Genomic DNA, 19364 nt, shown 5'->3' with positions numbered 1-19364 from the left:
ATCGCGAACTGTACAGGTCCGCTCTGTATAGCATGCGATTGCCGCGCTGCGCTCGCAATGACATAGAATTACATAGATTATATTAAAAAATAACATTGATAATCAGAAGCTTGCAAACACGTCATTATAAGGAGGTACGACGAAGCAATCGCAATGACGCGTGTTTTTGAGATGCAGGCGCGGATTTTAAAAATCGCGTTAATCATGTAAAATTCAGGAAATCGTGCACAAAAAAAGCCCCGCATTGCGCAGGGCTTAACACATATTAACTATTTATAACTGAAAAAACTCAAGTTTAAATAATCGCCTGCACCTATCATCCCTAATATTTTTTTTGCTGTAGCAATTGGGGCCTTATTAGGGCATCTTATATCAAAAATATTATTCTTAAATTATCATTCAATTTCAGAGTTTTCCACATTGTGTTTACAAGTGCCTGTTTTTAATCAAAATTGTAAAATTGTTGTCATAATTCTTAACCACAAACCTGTACTTTGCTCATTTTATGTAGCTTACGGTACTCATTAACAGATACCCCTTATGAAAAAACTGCTTTTTATAACGCTAATCTCTGCATTTGCCTTTAGTGCAAAGGCACAGGATAAACCTCATATTTACAATCCAGCCGCCGATGCAAAAGCAGATATTGCTGCTGCAGTTAAACAAGCGGCAAAGCAGCACAAAAATGTGCTTTTACAAATTGGYGGTAACTGGTGTAGCTGGTGTATCCGTTTTAATGAGCAGGTTACAACAGATACCACGCTGTATAAATACCTGAATGACAATTACGTTGTTTTGCATGTAAATTACAGTAAGGAAAACCAGAATGAGGACGTTTTAGCCAACCTGGGCTATCCTCAACGGTTCGGCTTCCCGGTTTTTATAGTGCTTGATAGCAAAGGTATACGCCTGAACACTCAAAATTCCGAATACCTGGAAGAAGGTAAAGGTTATAACCGGGACAAAATATTAGACTTTTTTAAAAGCTGGTCGCCAACCGCGCTTGACCCTAAAAGCTACACCAAAACCAAATGATTTTTTTGATAAAGCACTAGTCAACAATTCCTTACCACATATACCTGTTTGCTTGACAGGCAATAAACCATGATTTGCTCTTGTAATAAAGCTGATACAAGGGAAATTTTATTTTTTCAAAGGTTAAATATTYTCGCAAATGTTAATTACCTTAGGTTTTTATTGTTTCACCCTTTAAAACTCTAACTTATGGCAAAGCACACAACATTAAAAAGTGGTCAATTACTTAAGTACATTGGTAAAAGGTGGAAAAACCTTAACATTAGCAACCCCTTCATGAAATTTTTAGGTTATGATGGCAACGGCTTTGCCGATGTTTGGGTTGAATACCAGGGCCGCCTTATGTTGCTGGCTATTAAAGAGGTTGAGCTTGTAAGCTTAACTGCCTGATTTTTGCCCTGTGGGTATTCAAAAAGCCTTAATCAAATTATAACTTGATTAAGGCTTTTTGCTGCAATACTTTTCAATAAAACTATCGGCTTTGTTGCTGCCAATATTGCGGATAAAATTCCAATCGGTGCAGGCGCCTTCTGTATCCCGTTGTTTTAGCTTTTCATTAGCCTGGCCAAGCAGATCATTTACCAGTTCGTCATCAAATCCTAATTGTTTTTTAAGGACGACAATGGTTGCTTCTTTAGATAGATCGGCCTTGCCCTGGTATTTATTGATGTAGTAATTGGTAACCGCGTTCTCCAGTTCCTGCCTGTTCTTATAATCGGCAATGGCGGCCTGCATATCATTTGCTGATGATGAGCTGCAACGCGTTTGGTCGGGGTTAAAACGGATAGGCTGCACCAGGTAAGTAGTTGATTTATAATCAGCCGGAATTACCCATTGCCCCGATGTTAATTTGATCACCCTTAAAGCTTCGTCGTCCAGGTCGATACCAGGTCCTTTTTGCACCCTGGCATCAATCACCTTACCACTTTTATCGAGCCTGAAAGCGATGTTAACAACCCCTGAAATACAATTTCGTCTCGAATATTCGGGATAAACAATTTTCGACTGCAGGAAATTATCCAACACCCGTTGGCCGCCTTTAAATGCGGGCTGAGCGTTAGCCGCAAACGCTGTAGCTATTGTAATAACACCGATGAGCAGGCACCTTATCATAGTATAAATATCGACAATAAAACGCGGATAATGTTTTACGTTGTGGAATTGTTATAGCGATATTTACTCTAATTCGTGCCGGGTTTATTTGCCATCCTGCAGAACAACTAATCATTATGTTAGGTACACTGCTTATCGTAGACGGGTGCAATTCAAATTGTCGCCAGTAAAGTATATCCTAATCGTTTGGCCGCCACTTAGCTTATTGCAATCATACTGAATTTGGCTAAAGCCTGTTTTTGATAACCATTTATCCGTTGGCTGAAGCCAACGGCAATGAAACATAGCATAGCAGACAAACTCATTGCCGTCCCCATTTATGGGACGGATAAGGAAAAATAAGAAGCGTGGGCTTTAGCCGAAACAATTGATTAGCCACAATTTGAATTGCACTCTCGTCGACTTAGCATATGGGGTACCGAAACAAGTTCGGCATGGCCTCTTTCTATGCTCCCCCTTCAGGGGGCCGGGGGGCTAAAACCCCAGTACCAACGCCGGATCGGGTACATTAGCCTTATACTTTTCCTTCTCCGAATATTTACATACACCGGGGTAATCGCCAAACCTGCCTTCCATATCAAACATCAGTTGAAAGTGCAGGTGTGGCGGCCATTGGCCATTCTCGGTATTGTTACCCAGTGCAGCTATACGCTGATTCTTTTTAACCGGCATACCTACAGTCAACCCGTCCAGGCTTTTGCGGCTTAGGTGACCGTAAAGGCTGTAAAGCGTTAGTCCATCCAGGTCATGCTCCAGTATAATTGCCGGGCCGTAATCGCCCACGTTATTATTATCCTGGAAACTGTGCACCTTACCATCAAACGGACTGTAGATAGGCGTACCATCGGGCCCCCAGATATCAACCCCTAAATGAAGCCTGCGGGGCTCATCTTCGGTATCAAAATGGGCGCTTACGGCATAAATAGTCCTATGCTCCAGGTAACCGCCAATACCGTACCTGCAACCGTTGGCCTTTAGCTTATGATTTACCCAATTGGTAAACTTTTGCGTATCGGCAATTATCGCGGTAGATAATTCTGTATTGGCAGCGGTAAAATCCAACGGAAAAAGCCGGTCGGTGCCGGCATTATAATCAACCACCTTGCCTGCGGCTCCGGGGTATTTTTGCAAATACGTTTTTAGTTGTTCGTGTCTATCCATCAGGATAAATAACTATTCGGTATCCGGCTGGCGTTCTTCTTTGCTTATCTTATCAAAAATTTTATCCATACGTTCTACATATTCGCTGGTATCATCCACAAAAAATTCCAGCTGCGGGATTATCCTCACCTGGTCTTTAATACGGGCGCCCAGTTTATAGCGAATCTCCGACGCATGCATTTTGATAGTTTGCAAAGCCAGCTGTAAATTGGTATTGCCAAAAAAGCTTAAAAAGATGCGGGCGATAGCCAAATCCGGCGTTACGCGCACTTTGGTTATGGTTACCAGTGTATTAGGCAAATAGTTCATGCCTTCGCGCTGAAATATAGCTGCCAGGTCCTCTTGTATTACTCCGGCAAATTTTTGCTGACGTTTTGATTCCATGATGATAAGTTAACGCCAATTCAGGCAGATGAGTTTTATTTATTTTGATTTACCAATGCTGAATATCGTGTTAATTACACATATCCTGCGGTATCTCTTTTGTTATTTTTATTACTTTTTTTACAACAAGGGTACTGTCATATTCAGATCCCATACCCTCCTTACCCGATTTTGATTTGAGCCCCTCTACCTCAACGTAAACCGGCTCATAAGGTTTCTCGAAATTCATTTGCGAATATTGCAGTTCGAGTGTTGCCGAGCTATCGGTAACCCAAAATTCAGTCCCGCTATCGCAATCTTTAAACGACTTTATTTCGGGACCAAAACTGTATAAACCTTTGAAAACAACAGGTGTTTTTGTTTTTTGCGACTTTTGGTTACATGAGCATGCCGCTATAAAAAGAATAAATAAGAAGGCGAAATATTTAATATAGCTTATCCTCATATAACAAATTTACAAATCCTGTTTGATTTCATCCAGTCCTTTGATACTTAATCGTGCACTAATACCCGATGCAATAACCGAAATGGCCCCTACTGTTAAAAATACCAGCCCAAAATCGGATACTTCCAGGTCAACCGGGTAGGCATCAATCACCGTGTTAGCCGCTCCCATCTTTATTAATCCAAAATGCTGTTGAACAAGGCAAAATGCCAGGCCCAGCACAATCCCCACAACACAGCCAAATATCGATATCATCATTCCCTCGAGAAAAAATACGCCCTGGATAATCCGTTTATTGGCTCCCAGGCTGCTTAAAATGGCTATATCCTGGCGCTTGTCAATAACCAGCATGGTTAACGACCCTATAATATTAAATATAGCAATGATAAGTACAAAGGTTAATATCATGAATATACTCCAGCGTTCGTAGTTCAACGTTTTATACAGCTCGGTATTTTGTTCCTTCCGGTTTTTTACCGTAAACCTATTGCCTATAGCATCCTTTATCTTATTTTGTACAGCCGCAACATTGGTACCCAGTTTGTATGTAAGCTCAAGCGAAGTAATTTCTTTTGGCTGATCGAGCAGATCGCGCGCAAACTCGATGGGGGTAACCACAATATCATCAAACTCCTGCTGTATGCCAAATACACCGGATGCATTGATGGAGCGCACTACAAATTCATCAAGCGGATTAGCTGAGTTTACCACGGTGCGCCGCGGAGAAAATATTTGGATAGGCGACAGGTCATCATGAACATTGATGCCCAGGTTACCCTGTATGGTTCTGCCTATAACCGCAAAATACCTATCGCCGCTTTTAAGGGTAAACGATCCGTTTTCAACGGTACTATCCAGCTGTTTATTTTTTAAAAAATCATCACTTACACCCTTTATAGTACCTATTAATGGCTTATCTCCATATCTTATCAGGGCCTTTTCCTGCAATACCTCCGTGAATGAAAAAAGGCTGGCATCCTTATGCAATGCTTTAAAATAACGCGTATTAGGATCAAAGGTTTTACCAAGCCGGGTTTCGATCTTTATTTCGGGCGTAAAGTTGCTGTATAAGGAAAGTATAACTTTCTCGAACCCATTAAACACCGACAAAATAATGATCAAAGCCGCGCTGCCTATCAACACACCCAGCATGGATATGCCCGATATGATATTAATGACATGCATTTTCTTGCCCGAAAACAAGTACCTTTTAGCTATATATACCGAGGTGTTCAAATTAGTGACAAGTATTAAGTTATATGCTTAAGTAAGAAACGGGTTGTTTTGTTTTTCAAAACCAATAGTAGTTTCGGGCCCATGACCCGGATAAACCGTACAATCATCGGGCAGGGCAAAAAGTTTGGTTTCAATATTAGCTATCAGCTGTGTAAAATTACCGCCCGGCAAATCTGTACGGCCAATACTCATTCTGAATAAAACGTCGCCGCCTATTAAAATATTGGCCGCTTTATCATAAAAGCACAAATGTGCAGGTGAATGCCCCGGTGCGAAGATCAGATCAAGGGTAGTATTACCAAACAGGACGGTTCCGGTTTCGGGCAGATACTCATCCGGTACCGGCGATACCTCGTACCTGATGCCCATTTGAGGGGCGTAAGCAACTACAGCCGCTAACACCGGCAACTCACCTACATGAAACTTAGGCTTTAGTCCGTATTTATCAAAAACAAATTTATTACCAAGCACATGATCTATATGGCAATGGGTATTCAGCAGCAAAACGGGGGTTAAATTATTATCCTTTATAAAATTCACCACCACATTTTGCTCGGTGGCGGTATACATTCCGGGATCAATAATTACACATTTGCCGGTTTCATCATATAAAATATAAGTGTTTTCCTGGTAAGGATTATTCACAAACGATTTAACTTTTGCCATGGGGTAAAAGTACGGATTTAATTGAATCGGGCACGAGGATGTAAATTCGCCAATGATAATTACAGCCGGGCATTAATTAGCATTTCATTAATGCTGCACATTTACCGCAGGTATAACCCAGTTGGATTATAAAGTAAAGCTGCACCCTAAAACTTCAGACGTTATCTTCCCGGTTAATTCATAAACAAGCTCATATTGTTTGGCATCATTAAAGGCAAACATCACAACCTTTTTGTCAGCAGGGTCAATAATAAAATACTCACTAACACCGGCTTTTTCGTATAGGCTTTTCTTTTTCAGCGTATCATGTATCCGGTTTCCGGATAGTATTTCAAAAATCACATCCGGTGCCCCATGAATTGCATCCAGGTGAATAATGTGTTTGTTTTCATTCAGAACAACCAGTATATCAGGTTGTAAAACCGATTGCTCCTGCTCAAAATATACATCGGTGGGCGCATGTAATACTATACCCCTACCTGTTTCTTCTAAAAAATTATATAATAAAGCAGATAATTTTACAGAAATAAACTGGTGGTCGGTATTAGGTGCAGGTGTCATGATCAATTGATTGTACAGCACTTCGCACCTGGTACCCTCAGGTAACATCCGGTATATATCTATAGCGGTTTCTGGTATTATGGTACTCATTGCTAATTACTTTATGCTAATTTAGTTAAATCACTTCATAAAAAAAAGTTGTTTACTTTACCACAATACAGCAATCAATTCACCCCTTCCACCAACTCCACCTCGGCAACCGGGCTAAACAGGTAAACCCGTTTGGTTTCTATTTCTACACATTTAAAACGCTTGCGCAATTGCTCCTCCTTACGGAAAACGCGATCGCCTTTTATTTTAAACAGGGCTTTAAAAGGCACTTTATCTATAGTAAGTACCGATTCCTTTGGTGCATCATATTTGCGCAGGGAACGGTACAGGTTCAAATCTGAACAGCTGGAAGCAGCAGGGTTATTAAGGTAACTGGTTATGGCATGCTTTACATCGTGCGGAAAAATGTCCTTTTCAAAAAAGGGCTGCATCATTTTTTTGAAATTGCTTTTCCACTCGGTGCCATGCGGCTTAGCTTTTTGTTTATGCTCGTTCCAGGTGTGCAGGTGTGCAAATTCATGTACGGTGGTAACCAAAAAGGCGTAGGGGTTAAGATCATAATTTACCGAGATCCGGTGACCTTTGCCGGCATGGGGCGAACGGTAATCGCCAAATTTGGTGCCCCGGTTGCGCGAAATTTTAAATTCGCATTTAAAATAGTCGATCCAGCGGCCAATGAGCGGAGCAGCATCGGGTGGGACATATCTTGCTAAAACTTTTACTTTATCCAATTTTTACCTCAATACAAATATATGTTTTGAAGTGAATAGTCCATAGTCTATGATCGATAGTTTTAATGGTAGCTAAATAAAATAACAATTGATTGATAATTACCATGGTCTATGAACTATCAGCCATGGACTACGAACCTATTTAAGCAAATTATAAACTATAAAACTGGCCACATATGCCAGCGCCGTCATGTAAGCAAATTGGGTGGCCGGCCAGCGCCAATCCTTGGTTTCGCGGTATACCACGGCCACCGTACTGGCGCACTGCATGGCAAAGGCGTAAAACATCATGAGCGAAAACGCCACAGCCAAAGTAAACACAGGCTTCCCGGTATCGGGGTTAGTAGCGCTATGCATTTTTTGCTGTACCGATTCCAGTTTGTCTGCATCGCCGTCCACACTATAAATGGTGGCCATGGTGCCAACAAACACTTCGCGGGCGGCAAAGGAGCTGATGAGGGCTATCCCTATCTTCCAGTCGAAGCCCAGTGGTTTAATAACCGGCTCTATTACATGGCCAAACACACCGGCGTAGGAGTTTTCTAATTTTTCTGACGCCACAACTTTGTTCAGGCTGTCGGGCTTCATGGTTTTGGTGTATCGCGGCTGGCTGTATGTTTTATCTATCTGCGCAAACCTGTCGCCAGGGCCGTATGATTTCAACACCCACAAAATGATAGAGACCGCAATGATCACCTTACCCGCCTGCAGCACAAAGGTTTTTGAACGATCGTACATCGTAAAAGCCACATTTTTCCATCGGGGCATGCGGTAAACAGGTAACTCCATAATAAAGTAACCACGCTCGCGGGCCTTTAAAATGAATTTCATTACAAAAGCTACCAATACTGCAGATATAATGCTCAACAGGTACATGGCTGTAAGTGCTAATCCCTGCAGGTTAAACAGCCACCAAACATTACGATTGGGCACTACAAGGGCAATTAACAAAGTGTAAACCGGTAAACGGGCCGAGCAGGCCACCAATGGGGTAACCATAATGGTTATCATCCTGTCCTTCCAGTTCTCGATGTTACGGGTGCTCATGATAGATGGCACGGCACAGGCAAAGCCGCCGATTAGCGGCACTACAGATTTACCGTTGAGCCCAACCTTACGCATTACCTTATCCATCATAAAAGTAACGCGCGACATATAGCCGGTATCTTCCAGTATGGATATCATGGCAAACAAAATGGCTATCTGCGGTACAAATACCAAAACACCGCTTAAACCGGCAATAATACCATTAACCAGTAAGCTGGTGAACGGGCCGGTTGGTAATGCCTTATTTACGCTGCTTTGCAGCCAGATAAATAAATTTTCGATAAGCGACATCGGATAGGCCGACCAGGAAAATATAGCCTGGAATATGAACATTAGTATGGCAAAAAATATCACAAAGCCGAATATTTTGTGCGTAAGTATCTTGTCAATTTTATTGCTTACAGATTCGTCATGCGCTGTTTCTGGTTTTTTAACGGTATCGTACAGCAGATCGTTAATAAAACTGTAGCGGGCAATGGTTTCTGTAGCCTGGGCTTTTTGGGAGTGAAAAGAATGCTCTTTTTCCAGGTCTTCTATGCGATCGCTTTCTTTGGCAGACAAAAAATCAAGCGTTTCGTGCTGATGGGCAAGCTGCAGGGCGAAGTACGGATTATCTATTTTTAACTCGTCCTGTATCTGCGCTATAAGTTGCGGGGCTATGGAATCAACATCTATGGTATCCTGCTGCAGCGCAATTTTATTGGCATAAGCTATAGTGCTTTTAAGCAAATCGATCCCTTTTATCTTGCGGGCCGAAATAGGAACAACCGGCACGCCCAGCTTTTTGGCAAACAGATCAATATTGATAGTAATACCTGCTTTATCAGATACATCTATCATGTTAAGCGCTACCACAACCGGTATTTTTAAATCGGCTATCTGGGTATACAGCAGCAGGTTGCGCTTAAGATTTGATGCATCAAGTATCACCACGATCAAATCGGGAACAAGCGCTTTGGCTTTGTCGGCTAATACAGAAAATACAATGGATTCATCCTTACTTTTTGGATAGATGCTGTAAGTACCGGGCAGGTCGATAATTTCGGCGGTACGCCCATCGGGCAACTGGCAAAAACCTGTTTTTTTATCAACAGTAACCCCCGGAAAATTTCCTATTTTTTGATTAAGACCGGTTAAAATATTAAAGAGAGTTGATTTACCGGTGTTTGGATTTCCTACAAGTGCAACTCTTATATCGGCTTTCAATGTTTACAAAAACTACTGCAAAATAATGGTGGACGCTTCAAACTTACGCAAGCTTAACTGGTAACCAGAAACATGAATAGCTATAGGATCGCCAAGCGGAGCAATACGTGAAATTTTAATCTCTTCACCTGGCAAACATCCCATCTCCATCAATTTTACCGACATTTCCAGATCAGTAAATTCCTTTACAATTCCTATTTCGCCTACTTCAAGTTGTGAAAGTGTCATCCTATATCTTTTTAACCTGAGCAAATGTAAGCTTATTTATATTAAATCCAAATAAAGCAGACGCTTTGATGTGCAAATTTTAGATGTGCAGATATGCAGATGAAAAAACTGATTTTCAAATGAGATTTATGATTGCGCTCACGCAGTCTGAATCAGATTTCAAGAATGAACAGAATTTCAATCTATCAGCACCAAATCTGCATATCTGCACATTTGGAATCTGCACATCCATTTTTCCCGGCAGCTTTTACCTTCCCAAACGTAGGGCATCCGCAGCCTTTTTTAAATATACCGCAGGATGAGCAGCTGAGCAGCAGGGCAACTCCTATGATGATCAGTTTACTTTTTTTCATTACCAATTGCGCTTAATGTTATCATAACACCAAAAATCCCCATACAAATTCCAAGCATATCACAAAACATATCATTCCAGTCGCCGCTGCGCCAGGTAAAAATAGTTCGTTGCAATACCTCTATCAGCCCACCGAAAAATACAGAGGCCACAGTAACTAACAGTACCTGCTTATACGAGAATGAGCGGATTTTTTGTTGCCGTATGATACCATTGCAGAATAATACAATCAGCGTGAAAAATAACCCGGTATGCGTAATTTTATCAAAGCCCTCGAAAAACATTGGTGAATCGTCTACAGAATCCAGTTTAGCTGAGCACATGATGAAAATAAATAAGGCCCACAAAATTGTGAGCCCATGATATTTTAATGTTGCTTTCATTTAAGCGCCAACAACAGCTTTATAATCATCGGCAGATAACAGGCTATCTATTTCTGATACATCAGCAATACTGATTTTCACCATCCAGCCTTCGCCATACGGATCAGCGTTTACCAGGTCGGGTTGGTTGTTAAGTGCAGGGTTAATTTCTGTTACCGTTCCTGTTACAGGCATAAACAGGTCTGATACAGTTTTTACAGCTTCAACGGTACCAAAAACTTCATCTTTAGCAACTTCTTTCCCTAAGGATGCAATATCCACATAAACAATATCGCCAAGTTCGCTTTGCGCAAATTCGGTAATACCGATAGTAGCTTCATTGCCTTCAACCTTTATCCACTCGTGGTCTTTAGTATATTTTAATTCAGCGGGAAAATTCATGTCGTTAATTTTATGTGCTCAAAAATAACAAAACTTTAGGCTATAGCAATAATTAAAGATTTATTGTAAAACAGCTCAGGGTAAGCTACAAAACGTTAACCGCCCCCCGCAAACTGCCACCTCGAATTTAAAATTGTTATGAGTTGTCATAATGTTTAAGGATGTGCTTTTTCTTCCCGTGTTTAATTGTTAATTTCCATAAACGGTTTAAAAAATTTATTTTGCACACTTTTAATGACCAATTTTATTAAACCAGGAAAAACAGCCACATCAACCGATGACCAACTGCTTAACACCTACCGTGAAAACGGCGATGTAGCGGTGTTAGGAAAACTATATGAAAGATACATGGTTTTACTATATGGGGTTTGTTTAAAATATCTGAAAGATGAGGAACTGGCCAAAGATGCGGTGATGGGAATATTTGAAGAGCTGGTAGTAAAGGTTAAAAATCACAATATCAACACATTCAGAAGCTGGTTATATGTATTAGGGCGCAATTATTGCCTGATGCAGTTAAGGGCAGGCAAAAAAATAGAGACGGTAAATTTGGATGATGTTATGGAATTTACCCCGCTTTTGCATCCTGATGATAGTAACCGCGAAGAGGCCTATAAAGCATTGGAGCAATGTATTGATAAACTGGCCGGCGCGCAAAAAAAAAGCATTGATCTATTTTATTTAAAAGAGAAATGCTATAAGGAAATAGCCGAGATAACCAATTTTAGCCTGAATGAAGTAAAAAGTTACATACAAAACGGGAAGCGCAACCTTAAAATTTGCCTGGAGAAGAAAAGTGAATACTAAAAAAGCCGACATATCGCAGATCAGGAAGTACCTTAACGGGGAACTTGATGCCAAAGCTATGCACAAGCTTGAACGGGAAGCGCTTGACGATCCATTTTTAATGGATGCCATTGAAGGATTTGAAACAGCTTCTAAAGATCAGCAAGCTAACCTGGCCGACCTGGCCGGAAGGTTACAACAGCGAATTGAGCCAAAGAAAAGCCGTGTTATTTCATGGCAGGTTTGGTCAATTGCCGCATCGGTTGTGGTGGTATTAACCATTGGCGGTTTGTGGTTAAAGAAAACACCCACTCTACCCGAACAAAAAACCAATGACATTGCAATAATTAAAGAGGATAAAACCAAAGTTGAGCTAAAGGACACTGTGGCATTAAGTGTACAGGGTACAAAACAAGCGCCTTTACTTGCTCAAAACACCAAAAAGCAAACACCCATATTAAAACCGGGAAATAAATCCGTTTACCAACAGGAGATCTCCTCGGCAGATAATGCAGATAATAATGTGGCGGCGGTTTACAAAGCTCCAACAACAGCTGCTCCAAAACCCGTAGTGCAAGCTGATGATGAGTCAAAAGAAGCTGCATCGGTAAGTGAGATAGTAGCTTCAAATTACACACAAACCCGAAAAGAAAAGGATAATACCGATAGTCTCGCAGCTGTCGCTAAAAAAGCACGTGATAAGGCATCAATGCCCAACGAATCTAAATTACAGGGTAAGGTTGATGGTTTAACCATAGTAACCTCAAAAGATTCAAAATCGCAGTTTGGCTACACAAACATTAACGGCGTAATATACGGCAAACCCGATGGCGCCCCTGTTATTGGCGCAGCTATCCGCATAGCCGGAACTAATAAAAGTACAGTTACCGATGTTAACGGCTATTTTTCTATGCCTGCGACCGGGAGTAAGCAAACGTTAGATATAGCATCTATAGGATTTTTGCCCAAACAGGTAAGTGTAAAGAGCGGGGATAGCCTAAAAGTAGAACTTAATCCCGTCAGCAGTTCCCTCAACGATGTTGTGATTGGCTATGGTACGCAAAAAGCTGTAAGTGCGCACCCCCAGGGCGAGATGAGCGCCCTTAAAAAATACCTGCAAGCCAATGCTGTTTTACCCGATAGCGATATTACAGGTACAGTAAGTGTAACATTTACCGTTAATGGCGATGGCGCATTGAGYGATTTCAAGATCAAAAAAAGCCTTACACCAGCAGCCGATCAAAAAGCTATCGATCTGATAAAGGCAGGCCCCACATGGATTGGGAATAGTACAGGCAAACCTGAAGAAGTTACGGTTAAGGTAAAATTCGTTAAAAAATAAAGTTAAGGGGCAGATAGATCAGAGGCCGTTTTTGGGCACCCAGGCCTGGCTTTTGATCAGCCATTTACCCCCTACCATACGAAACACAAAAGAAAACGCTCCTTCTTCATTAAACGGGTCGCCATTAACTGTACCTGTATATTCAACCGGTACAATTAAATAGGCTATTTCATCGGTTTGCCTAAAAATTTTTATGCGTTTAACAACAACCATAAAATCTTTTATCTTAAACTCCTTAACCGCCTTTTCAACCGAGTTTACCCATTGTACACCAGCCAGCTGGCCATTCCATGAATAAGGCATCTGCTCATCGGTAACAACCGCGTTTGGCGCATACATATCAGTAACCTTATCAATATCAAAAGTATATGAGGCCTTTAATACAGTATTAACTGTTTGCAAAACTTCGGGGTTTAGCTTTTTTACAGTATCGGCAAGGCTCAAACCTGTCGCGATGGCTTTTTGTCCCGCTACTACAATTAGTAACAGCGTTATGTAAACCATTGTTAATATGTTTTTCCTCATCTTATTCAGTTAATATACTTCGCTCCTCTTGCCATTAAGTTTATAAAGTTAAGCATCAATTACAATAAAAAGACAGCTACTCTGTAAAACACGTCATTATTATCACTTCCCTTTTGATGCCATGTAATCTAATGTTAAATTGCATAATGCCTTAACACCTAAAGTAAAACCGCTTTCGTCAATATAAAAATCAGGGGTATGGTGCGATGGGGCTTTAAGCGGGTCCTGTCCTTTTGGCATCCCGCCTAAAAAGAAAAACAGTCCCGGTACTTTTTCTTCATAAAAGCTAAAATCCTCGGCCCCGGTAACCGGCGGCTTTAACATTACATTTGCCGCGCCCGCGGTTTGCTGCAAGCTGGGCAACATTTTTTGTGTAAGCCCCGGGTTGTTATATGTAACCGGGTAGTGATTACTATAAGGTATCTTAACTTCGGCAGTGGCGCCTTGTGCTTCGGCGGTTTTGGTGGCTATTTGCGTAACGCGGTCAATCAGCATCTTTTCGTCGGCAGCTGTAAATGAACGCAGGGTGCCCAGCATTTCAACGCTTTCGGGAATAATGTTTGAGCGGTTACCACCTTTTATGGCTCCGATGGTTACCACCGCCGGGTTTTCGGTTATGTTGATATTACGGCTTACAATAGTTTGCAGGTTGTTTATTATCTCGGCAGAAACCACTATAGGATCAACGCTCGACCACGGAGCGGCTCCGTGTGCCGACCGGCCTTTTATGATGATCTGCATATCGTTAACACCGGCCATCGTTCCGCCAGGGCGGTAGCTGATCTTGCCAACCTCGGTTTGCGAGTTGATATGCAAACCAAATATAACATCAACCTTTGGATTTTCAAGCACTCCCTGCTTCACCATTTCTTCCGCGCCGCCCTTTTGACCCGGCTCAACGCCTTCTTCGGCAGGTTGAAAAATAAATTTAACGGTACCATGCAGTTCGCTTTTCATAGACGATAGCACCTGGGCTACCCCCATTAAAATAGCCATATGCGAATCATGACCGCAGGCATGCATTACGCCAACTTGCTGCCCGTTATAAATAGTTTTTTCTTTTGATGCAAATGGCACAGGTGTACGTTCAATTACCGGCAATCCATCCATATCGGCACGCAATGCAACTACCGGGCCGGGTTTACCTCCTTTTAAAATGCCCACAACCCCGGTTGTGGCTATACCTGTTTGCACCTCGATACCCAACGATTGCAAATGTTTGGCAATAATTGCCGATGTGCGTACCTCATGATTACCAAGTTCGGGGTGTTCATGAAAATCGCGCCGCCATGCGGTTACCTGGTCTTTTAAGGCATCAGCTTTAGTATTAACCTGTGCTACGCGGGCTGCATTTTGCGCAAATGCCTGTACCGAAAACAATAAAAAAAACAAGATGGAAAATATTTTCATAGGGGCTTTTTTGGAACAGTTAATATAAGAACAATACTTCAAATCTAATAACCTGTGGCTGATGTTATTTCAGCCGCTGTTCCAACCCACTCAACAAAGCAGTATTATGGGATGATTTATTTAAAATCCACAAGATCAATATCAAATATCAATACAGCGTTTTCGGGTATCGGACCACCGCCGCCCGGACCGTAACCCAATGCTGATGGAACAAATAACAGGATATTACCACCTTTTTTTACATGCGGAATTCCAATTTGCCAGCCTTTTACTAACCTGTCCAACGAGCTCGAAAAATCATCAGCGGAATCAAAGGGCGCTCCGTTGATGAGCTTGCCATGGTAATTTACAGTCACCGTTGAATTGCCGTCGGGGTAAGCACCTGCCCCTTGTTTAACTACCTGGTAGTATAGTCCAGATGGATCTTTAACTGCTTTAATCATAGGATTGTTGGATAGATAAACCCGGATGATCGAATCATCGGTTTTGGCTTGCTTTATCATTTCCACAGATGGGCGACGCGAGCAGGAGGTCATTGCAATTGATGCAACAAATAGCAGTAACAGTAAATTCTTCATTCAAAATAATTATTTGACCTTTTTGGGATTGTATTTAAACGGCGGAAATATACCAAATAAAAAAAGCCCGGATTGTTATTCCAGGCCTATAATAAAATTCTTAATACTAAGCTCCGGCAGTCGATAAATCAATAGTAAATATTAATACGGAGTTTGCCGGTATTTTGCCGTTAGAATAAGTACCGTACCCATACCTGGATGGTATGATCATTAAAACCTTGGAGCCATACCGTACATGCGGTAATACTATTCGCCATCCTAATATCAAATTGCGTAACACCTCGGTATAACCTGAGTTGGTTTCAAACTGGGTGTCATTAATCAATTTGCCTGTATAACCTACTGTAATTGTTGAATTGTCTGTAGGGTAACTGCCTATTCCTGCTGTAAGCACCTGGTAATATACACCTAAAGTATCCTTAACATTGGTAATTTCGGGATGGGCGGTAATATATGTTTTTATGGCGGCATCGTCAATGGCAGCCTGCGCTGCTACATCAACAGTTGCAGTATCGCTTTTTTTGGAGCATGCTGAAAAGATGGCCAACGGAAGCAGAAATAAGAATAGAAGTTTTTTCATTTAAATAAAGATCAGTTTAATATGGATACGCTTTAATCGCCATAAACGCTACAATTCAAAAAAACTTACTTATACCGTTGTTTTAATTTTAAGTTCATTCATCTGGGTATCAGCAATGGTTGATGGTGAATCGATCATCACATCGCGGCCCGAATTGTTTTTAGGGAATGCGATTACATCACGAATAGAATCCAAACCGGCAAAAATAGATACCAGGCGATCAAACCCAAGGGCCAAACCACCATGCGGAGGTGCGCCAAATTCAAAGGCATCCATTAAAAAGCCAAACTGCTTTTGCGCCTCTTCTGCAGAAAAGCCTAAGTGCTTAAACATCAGCGACTGGGTAGCACGATCATGGATACGGATAGAGCCGCCGCCAACCTCGGTACCGTTAATTACCAGGTCATACGCATTTGCACGTACTGCTCCCGGGTCGGTATCAAGCAGGGCAATATCCTCTGGTTTTGGCGAGGTGAATGGGTGGTGCATGGCATGGTAACGGCTGGTTTCCTCGTCCCATTCCAGTAAAGGAAAATCCAATACCCAAAGTGGTGCAAATTTATTTTTATCGCGCAAACCTAAACGGCTGCCCATTTCCAGGCGAAGTTCGTTCAGTTGCTTACGTACTTTATCTGTTGACCCGGCCAATACCAGCATTAAATCGCCTTTTTCGGCTTCAAATGCGGCAGCCCAGTTGGTCAGCTCATCTTCACTGTAAAATTTATCAACCGATGATTTTAGCGTACTATCATCATTGTAGCGGCAATATATCATGCCCGTAACACCAATTTGGGGGCGTTTTAACCATTCGGTTATTTCATCTAATTGTTTACGGGTGTAGCTGGCGCAACCTTTTGCGTTGATACCAACTACCAGTTCGGCATTATCAAAAACACCAAAGCCTTTTCCTTTAACAATATCATTCAGCTCCACAAACTCCATCCCAAAACGCACATCCGGTTTATCAGAACCGTACAGGCGCATAGCATCTGCATATTGCATGCGCGGAAAATCACCCAGATCGATACCTTTTACTGTAGTAAACAGGTGGCGGGTAAGGCCTTCAAAAATATTCAGGATATCCTCCTGTGTAATGAACGATAGTTCGCAGTCAATCTGTGTAAATTCCGGCTGGCGGTCAGCTCTTAAATCTTCATCCCTGAAACATTTAACTATCTGGAAATAACGGTCGAACCCGCTTACCATCAGCAATTGCTTAAATGTTTGGGGCGATTGCGGCAAGGCGTAAAACTCGCCCGGATTCATGCGGCTTGGCACCACAAAATCACGTGCACCTTCAGGTGTCGATTTAATCAGTACCGGGGTTTCTACCTCAATAAACTCCAGGTCGCTTAAATATTTACGAATCTCCTGTGCCATTTTGTGGCGAAGGATAAGGTTATTGCGTATTGGTGCACGGCGCAAATCAAGATAACGGTATTTGGCGCGAAGCTCCTCGCCCCCGTCGGTTTCGTCCTCTATCTGGAATGGAGGGGTTTTAGCCGAGTTAAGTATTTCTATATCCTCAACAGCAATCTCAATCTCGCCGGTTGGTATTTTTGTGTTTTTATTGGAGCGCTCAAGCACTTTACCTGTAACCTTTATCACAAACTCACGACCAAGCTCACGGCTTTTTTCGCGCAGCGCGGCATCGGTATCAGTATTGAAAATTAGTTGAGTTAAACCATAACGGTCACGCATATCAATAAACGTGGTACCGCCCAAATCGCGCGATTTTTGTACCCATCCGCACAAGGTAACAGATTGACCTAAGTTGCTGATATTTAATTCGCCGCAGGTATGAGTTCTAAGCATAACAATATTTATAAAAGTTCGCAAAAGTACATTTTTGAGGTGAAAGCCGAAAGGTAAAAGCAGAAAGCTGAAGAACCTTTATGATATAAGTAATAAAAATTTGATTTTTTAGGCTTTCTGCGGCTATCTTATTATAGTAATATTCTTATAGCAGAATTACCTGTTTTGGGTGATTTATCTGTGATTAACACAATATCTTACCTTTTAAACAATGTTGTTGTTTTCAATTTCAGCATTGGTTTTTCTGCAAAGTACCATGACAGTACAGCCAGAAGAAGCACCAAAGGAAAAGTGTAAAAAAAATGTGCTGTTGGCGTTAATGCCGGAAATTTTAAGGTAAGCAATTGCTGAATAGGAAATGCATAAATATAAAGCCCGTATGAAAAATCGCCAAGTTTATGAAAGCTTTTAACCTGCAGTTTGGGATGATATGAAAAAACCAAAATACCGTATACCAGTGGCATATCAACAACATAATCAATATACGGCAATCTGAAATGGAACCAGGCATAAAAAACAATAAACATACCCAGCAACAGGGGTAGGCTTATAATTATTTTATTACGAAACAGGTAGCAACATGCGCCCAAAAAAAACAACGTCGACCACGAAAAAATATAGCTTATATACCATGCCTCATAGGGTATTCCCCAGAAAAAAACAAAAACAACAATTAATACCGGTAATGCTATCAAAAGCTTCCCGAACTGCTTTTTAACCAGGAGTAATAAAACACCTAAAAGCAAAACGCATAGGTAAATCAGTAATTCGGCCGGTAATGTCCAGATGGGGCTGTTTACACTGTCGGGGTAAGGGTTTGTTTTGAAGGTACCGGGTAAAGCATTGTTAAAATTATGAAGCGTAGCTAATCGCCATGTAAAATCATAAACTGCGATACTGGTAAAATATTTACTCAAAGGTAAAGTTGTACATAGGGGGCCAATGATAAACGCGCAAAAAATGGCGGTTAAAAACAATCCCGGAAAAATCCTGAGGAAACGTGCCCACACAAAGCTACCAAGTGAGGGCTGCCTGAAAAGGCTTTTAGTTATAAGAAAACCGCTGACAGCAAAAAAAACCTTAACACCCATATTCCCAAAAGTCATAAAACCAAGTAACCTTACCATTGGTTCGCTTTTAAGTGTATCAGTTACCAAAAAAGAATGAGAAAAAACTACAAGTGAAGCAGCAATAAACCTAAGCAAATCAAAATTATTATCTCTTCCCGAATCTAATTGCCGAACAGTTACCATAGTTATAACAAAACTATAAATAATCTTAATATGGCCTTAAAATATCAAAGGCAAGGGGCAGGTTATTTATACGCGACAACTGCCGAATCCAACAA

At 41.4% G+C, this 19364-nt stretch carries 23 protein-coding genes; 4 read left to right on the top strand and 19 right to left on the bottom strand.

What is annotated here, in order from left to right; genetic code table 11:
- Positions 1 to 540 precede the first annotated feature (540 nt).
- Together AC1DPZ_RS03345 and AC1DPZ_RS03340 are read left to right on the top strand one after the other, a co-directional pair.
- A complete protein-coding gene (locus tag AC1DPZ_RS03345; protein WP_477401240.1) occupies positions 541 to 1035 on the top strand; it encodes a thioredoxin family protein in 495 nt (164 codons plus the stop codon).
- Between the two features lie 189 nt (positions 1036 to 1224).
- Positions 1225 to 1425 carry a hypothetical protein gene (locus tag AC1DPZ_RS03340; protein ID WP_477401239.1) on the top strand — a complete coding sequence of 67 codons (201 nt, stop codon included), beginning with the start codon at positions 1225 to 1227 and terminating at the stop codon, positions 1423 to 1425.
- Between the two features lie 48 nt (positions 1426 to 1473).
- Here the strand turns inward: AC1DPZ_RS03340 and AC1DPZ_RS03335 are convergent, their stop codons facing one another.
- The 13 genes from AC1DPZ_RS03335 to gcvH all read right to left on the bottom strand — a co-directional run bounded on the left by AC1DPZ_RS03335 (position 1474) and on the right by gcvH (position 10980).
- Positions 1474 to 2148, bottom strand: a complete 675-nt coding sequence (locus AC1DPZ_RS03335; RefSeq protein ID WP_477401237.1) for an energy transducer TonB family protein — start codon at positions 2146 to 2148, stop codon at positions 1474 to 1476.
- Between the two features lie 474 nt (positions 2149 to 2622).
- Positions 2623 to 3309, bottom strand: a complete 687-nt coding sequence (locus AC1DPZ_RS03330) for a peptidoglycan DD-metalloendopeptidase family protein (protein ID WP_477401235.1) — start codon at positions 3307 to 3309, stop codon at positions 2623 to 2625.
- 12 nt (positions 3310 to 3321) lie between these two features.
- A complete protein-coding gene (gene rbfA, locus AC1DPZ_RS03325) occupies positions 3322 to 3693 on the bottom strand; it encodes a 30S ribosome-binding factor RbfA (RefSeq protein ID WP_477401234.1) in 372 nt (123 codons plus the stop codon).
- A gap of 70 nt (positions 3694 to 3763) precedes the next feature.
- Complete coding sequence (locus AC1DPZ_RS03320) at positions 3764 to 4138, bottom strand: hypothetical protein (RefSeq protein WP_477401233.1); 375 nt, start codon at positions 4136 to 4138, stop codon at positions 3764 to 3766.
- Positions 4139 to 4147: 9 nt separating this feature from the next.
- Positions 4148 to 5323: an FtsX-like permease family protein gene (locus tag AC1DPZ_RS03315; RefSeq protein WP_477401232.1), complete on the bottom strand. Its 1176-nt coding sequence runs from the start codon at positions 5321 to 5323 to the stop codon at positions 4148 to 4150.
- 78 nt (positions 5324 to 5401) lie between these two features.
- The gene (locus tag AC1DPZ_RS03310) at positions 5402 to 6040 is read right to left on the bottom strand and encodes an MBL fold metallo-hydrolase (protein ID WP_477401230.1); all 639 of its coding nucleotides are present in this window, start codon (positions 6038 to 6040) and stop codon (positions 5402 to 5404) included.
- 126 nt (positions 6041 to 6166) lie between these two features.
- Positions 6167 to 6691 (bottom strand): Uma2 family endonuclease, encoded by a 525-nt coding sequence (locus tag AC1DPZ_RS03305; RefSeq protein ID WP_477401229.1) that lies wholly within the window; start codon positions 6689 to 6691, stop codon positions 6167 to 6169.
- Between the two features lie 74 nt (positions 6692 to 6765).
- Positions 6766 to 7383, bottom strand: a complete 618-nt coding sequence (locus tag AC1DPZ_RS03300) for a SprT-like domain-containing protein (protein ID WP_477401228.1) — start codon at positions 7381 to 7383, stop codon at positions 6766 to 6768.
- A gap of 138 nt (positions 7384 to 7521) precedes the next feature.
- A complete protein-coding gene (feoB, locus tag AC1DPZ_RS03295; protein ID WP_477401227.1) occupies positions 7522 to 9636 on the bottom strand; it encodes a ferrous iron transport protein B in 2115 nt (704 codons plus the stop codon).
- A gap of 12 nt (positions 9637 to 9648) precedes the next feature.
- Positions 9649 to 9864 carry a FeoA family protein gene (locus tag AC1DPZ_RS03290; protein WP_477401226.1) on the bottom strand — a complete coding sequence of 72 codons (216 nt, stop codon included), beginning with the start codon at positions 9862 to 9864 and terminating at the stop codon, positions 9649 to 9651.
- A gap of 185 nt (positions 9865 to 10049) precedes the next feature.
- Complete coding sequence (locus tag AC1DPZ_RS03285) at positions 10050 to 10217, bottom strand: hypothetical protein (RefSeq protein WP_477401225.1); 168 nt, start codon at positions 10215 to 10217, stop codon at positions 10050 to 10052.
- Positions 10204 to 10539 carry a VanZ family protein gene (locus AC1DPZ_RS03280; RefSeq protein WP_477401224.1) on the bottom strand — a complete coding sequence of 112 codons (336 nt, stop codon included), beginning with the start codon at positions 10537 to 10539 and terminating at the stop codon, positions 10204 to 10206. The genes AC1DPZ_RS03285 and AC1DPZ_RS03280 overlap by 14 nt, the downstream gene beginning before the upstream one ends.
- A gap of 60 nt (positions 10540 to 10599) precedes the next feature.
- Complete coding sequence (gene gcvH, locus AC1DPZ_RS03275) at positions 10600 to 10980, bottom strand: glycine cleavage system protein GcvH (RefSeq protein WP_477401223.1); 381 nt, start codon at positions 10978 to 10980, stop codon at positions 10600 to 10602.
- A gap of 234 nt (positions 10981 to 11214) precedes the next feature.
- Between gcvH and AC1DPZ_RS03270 the strand changes: the two genes are divergently transcribed.
- Positions 11215 to 11787 carry an RNA polymerase sigma factor gene (locus tag AC1DPZ_RS03270; RefSeq protein WP_477401221.1) on the top strand — a complete coding sequence of 191 codons (573 nt, stop codon included), beginning with the start codon at positions 11215 to 11217 and terminating at the stop codon, positions 11785 to 11787.
- Positions 11777 to 13108: an energy transducer TonB gene (locus AC1DPZ_RS03265; RefSeq protein WP_477401220.1), complete on the top strand. Its 1332-nt coding sequence runs from the start codon at positions 11777 to 11779 to the stop codon at positions 13106 to 13108. Before AC1DPZ_RS03270 ends, AC1DPZ_RS03265 begins: the two co-directional genes overlap by 11 nt.
- Positions 13109 to 13126: 18 nt before the next feature.
- Here AC1DPZ_RS03265 and AC1DPZ_RS03260 read toward each other — a convergent pair whose 3' ends face one another.
- From AC1DPZ_RS03260 to AC1DPZ_RS03235, 6 genes are all read right to left on the bottom strand, one after another.
- Positions 13127 to 13633, bottom strand: coding sequence for a nuclear transport factor 2 family protein (locus tag AC1DPZ_RS03260; RefSeq protein WP_477401219.1), 507 nt, complete (start codon positions 13631 to 13633; stop codon positions 13127 to 13129).
- A 102-nt stretch (positions 13634 to 13735) separates the two neighbouring features.
- Positions 13736 to 15043, bottom strand: a complete 1308-nt coding sequence (locus tag AC1DPZ_RS03255) for an amidohydrolase (protein ID WP_477401218.1) — start codon at positions 15041 to 15043, stop codon at positions 13736 to 13738.
- A gap of 116 nt (positions 15044 to 15159) precedes the next feature.
- The gene (locus tag AC1DPZ_RS03250) at positions 15160 to 15621 is read right to left on the bottom strand and encodes an FKBP-type peptidyl-prolyl cis-trans isomerase (protein WP_477401217.1); all 462 of its coding nucleotides are present in this window, start codon (positions 15619 to 15621) and stop codon (positions 15160 to 15162) included.
- Positions 15622 to 15727: 106 nt separating this feature from the next.
- A complete protein-coding gene (locus AC1DPZ_RS03245) occupies positions 15728 to 16201 on the bottom strand; it encodes an FKBP-type peptidyl-prolyl cis-trans isomerase (RefSeq protein ID WP_477401215.1) in 474 nt (157 codons plus the stop codon).
- A 69-nt stretch (positions 16202 to 16270) separates the two neighbouring features.
- Positions 16271 to 18016, bottom strand: coding sequence for an aspartate--tRNA ligase (gene aspS, locus AC1DPZ_RS03240; RefSeq protein WP_477401213.1), 1746 nt, complete (start codon positions 18014 to 18016; stop codon positions 16271 to 16273).
- 197 nt (positions 18017 to 18213) lie between these two features.
- Entirely contained in the window at positions 18214 to 19269 is a 1056-nt protein-coding gene (locus tag AC1DPZ_RS03235) for an acyltransferase family protein (protein WP_477401212.1), read from the bottom strand.
- Positions 19270 to 19364 lie beyond the last annotated feature (95 nt).

It is taken from the genome of Mucilaginibacter sp. P4_G9 (genome assembly GCF_056400985.1).
This window is presented reverse-complemented; position numbering and strand designations above follow the sequence as displayed.

What these genes read in the sequence shown, in the direction of transcription:
- AC1DPZ_RS03340 (WP_477401239.1), top strand. Translation starts at nt 1,225, where the DNA reads ATGGCAAAGCACACAACATTAAAAAGTGGTCAATTACTTAAGTACATT.
- AC1DPZ_RS03335 (WP_477401237.1), bottom strand. Translation starts at nt 2,148, where the DNA reads ATGATAAGGTGCCTGCTCATCGGTGTTATTACAATAGCTACAGCGTTT.
- AC1DPZ_RS03330 (WP_477401235.1), bottom strand. Translation starts at nt 3,309, where the DNA reads ATGGATAGACACGAACAACTAAAAACGTATTTGCAAAAATACCCCGGA.
- rbfA (WP_477401234.1), bottom strand. Translation starts at nt 3,693, where the DNA reads ATGGAATCAAAACGTCAGCAAAAATTTGCCGGAGTAATACAAGAGGAC.
- AC1DPZ_RS03320 (WP_477401233.1), bottom strand. Translation starts at nt 4,138, where the DNA reads ATGAGGATAAGCTATATTAAATATTTCGCCTTCTTATTTATTCTTTTT.
- AC1DPZ_RS03315 (WP_477401232.1), bottom strand. Translation starts at nt 5,323, where the DNA reads ATGCATGTCATTAATATCATATCGGGCATATCCATGCTGGGTGTGTTG.
- AC1DPZ_RS03310 (WP_477401230.1), bottom strand. Translation starts at nt 6,040, where the DNA reads ATGGCAAAAGTTAAATCGTTTGTGAATAATCCTTACCAGGAAAACACT.
- AC1DPZ_RS03305 (WP_477401229.1), bottom strand. Translation starts at nt 6,691, where the DNA reads ATGAGTACCATAATACCAGAAACCGCTATAGATATATACCGGATGTTA.
- AC1DPZ_RS03290 (WP_477401226.1), bottom strand. Translation starts at nt 9,864, where the DNA reads ATGACACTTTCACAACTTGAAGTAGGCGAAATAGGAATTGTAAAGGAA.
- AC1DPZ_RS03285 (WP_477401225.1), bottom strand. Translation starts at nt 10,217, where the DNA reads ATGAAAAAAAGTAAACTGATCATCATAGGAGTTGCCCTGCTGCTCAGC.
- AC1DPZ_RS03280 (WP_477401224.1), bottom strand. Translation starts at nt 10,539, where the DNA reads ATGTGCTCAGCTAAACTGGATTCTGTAGACGATTCACCAATGTTTTTC.
- gcvH (WP_477401223.1), bottom strand. Translation starts at nt 10,980, where the DNA reads ATGAATTTTCCCGCTGAATTAAAATATACTAAAGACCACGAGTGGATA.
- AC1DPZ_RS03270 (WP_477401221.1), top strand. Translation starts at nt 11,215, where the DNA reads ATGACCAATTTTATTAAACCAGGAAAAACAGCCACATCAACCGATGAC.
- AC1DPZ_RS03260 (WP_477401219.1), bottom strand. Translation starts at nt 13,633, where the DNA reads ATGAGGAAAAACATATTAACAATGGTTTACATAACGCTGTTACTAATT.
- AC1DPZ_RS03255 (WP_477401218.1), bottom strand. Translation starts at nt 15,043, where the DNA reads ATGAAAATATTTTCCATCTTGTTTTTTTTATTGTTTTCGGTACAGGCA.
- AC1DPZ_RS03250 (WP_477401217.1), bottom strand. Translation starts at nt 15,621, where the DNA reads ATGAAGAATTTACTGTTACTGCTATTTGTTGCATCAATTGCAATGACC.
- AC1DPZ_RS03245 (WP_477401215.1), bottom strand. Translation starts at nt 16,201, where the DNA reads ATGAAAAAACTTCTATTCTTATTTCTGCTTCCGTTGGCCATCTTTTCA.
- aspS (WP_477401213.1), bottom strand. Translation starts at nt 18,016, where the DNA reads ATGCTTAGAACTCATACCTGCGGCGAATTAAATATCAGCAACTTAGGT.
- AC1DPZ_RS03235 (WP_477401212.1), bottom strand. Translation starts at nt 19,269, where the DNA reads ATGGTAACTGTTCGGCAATTAGATTCGGGAAGAGATAATAATTTTGAT.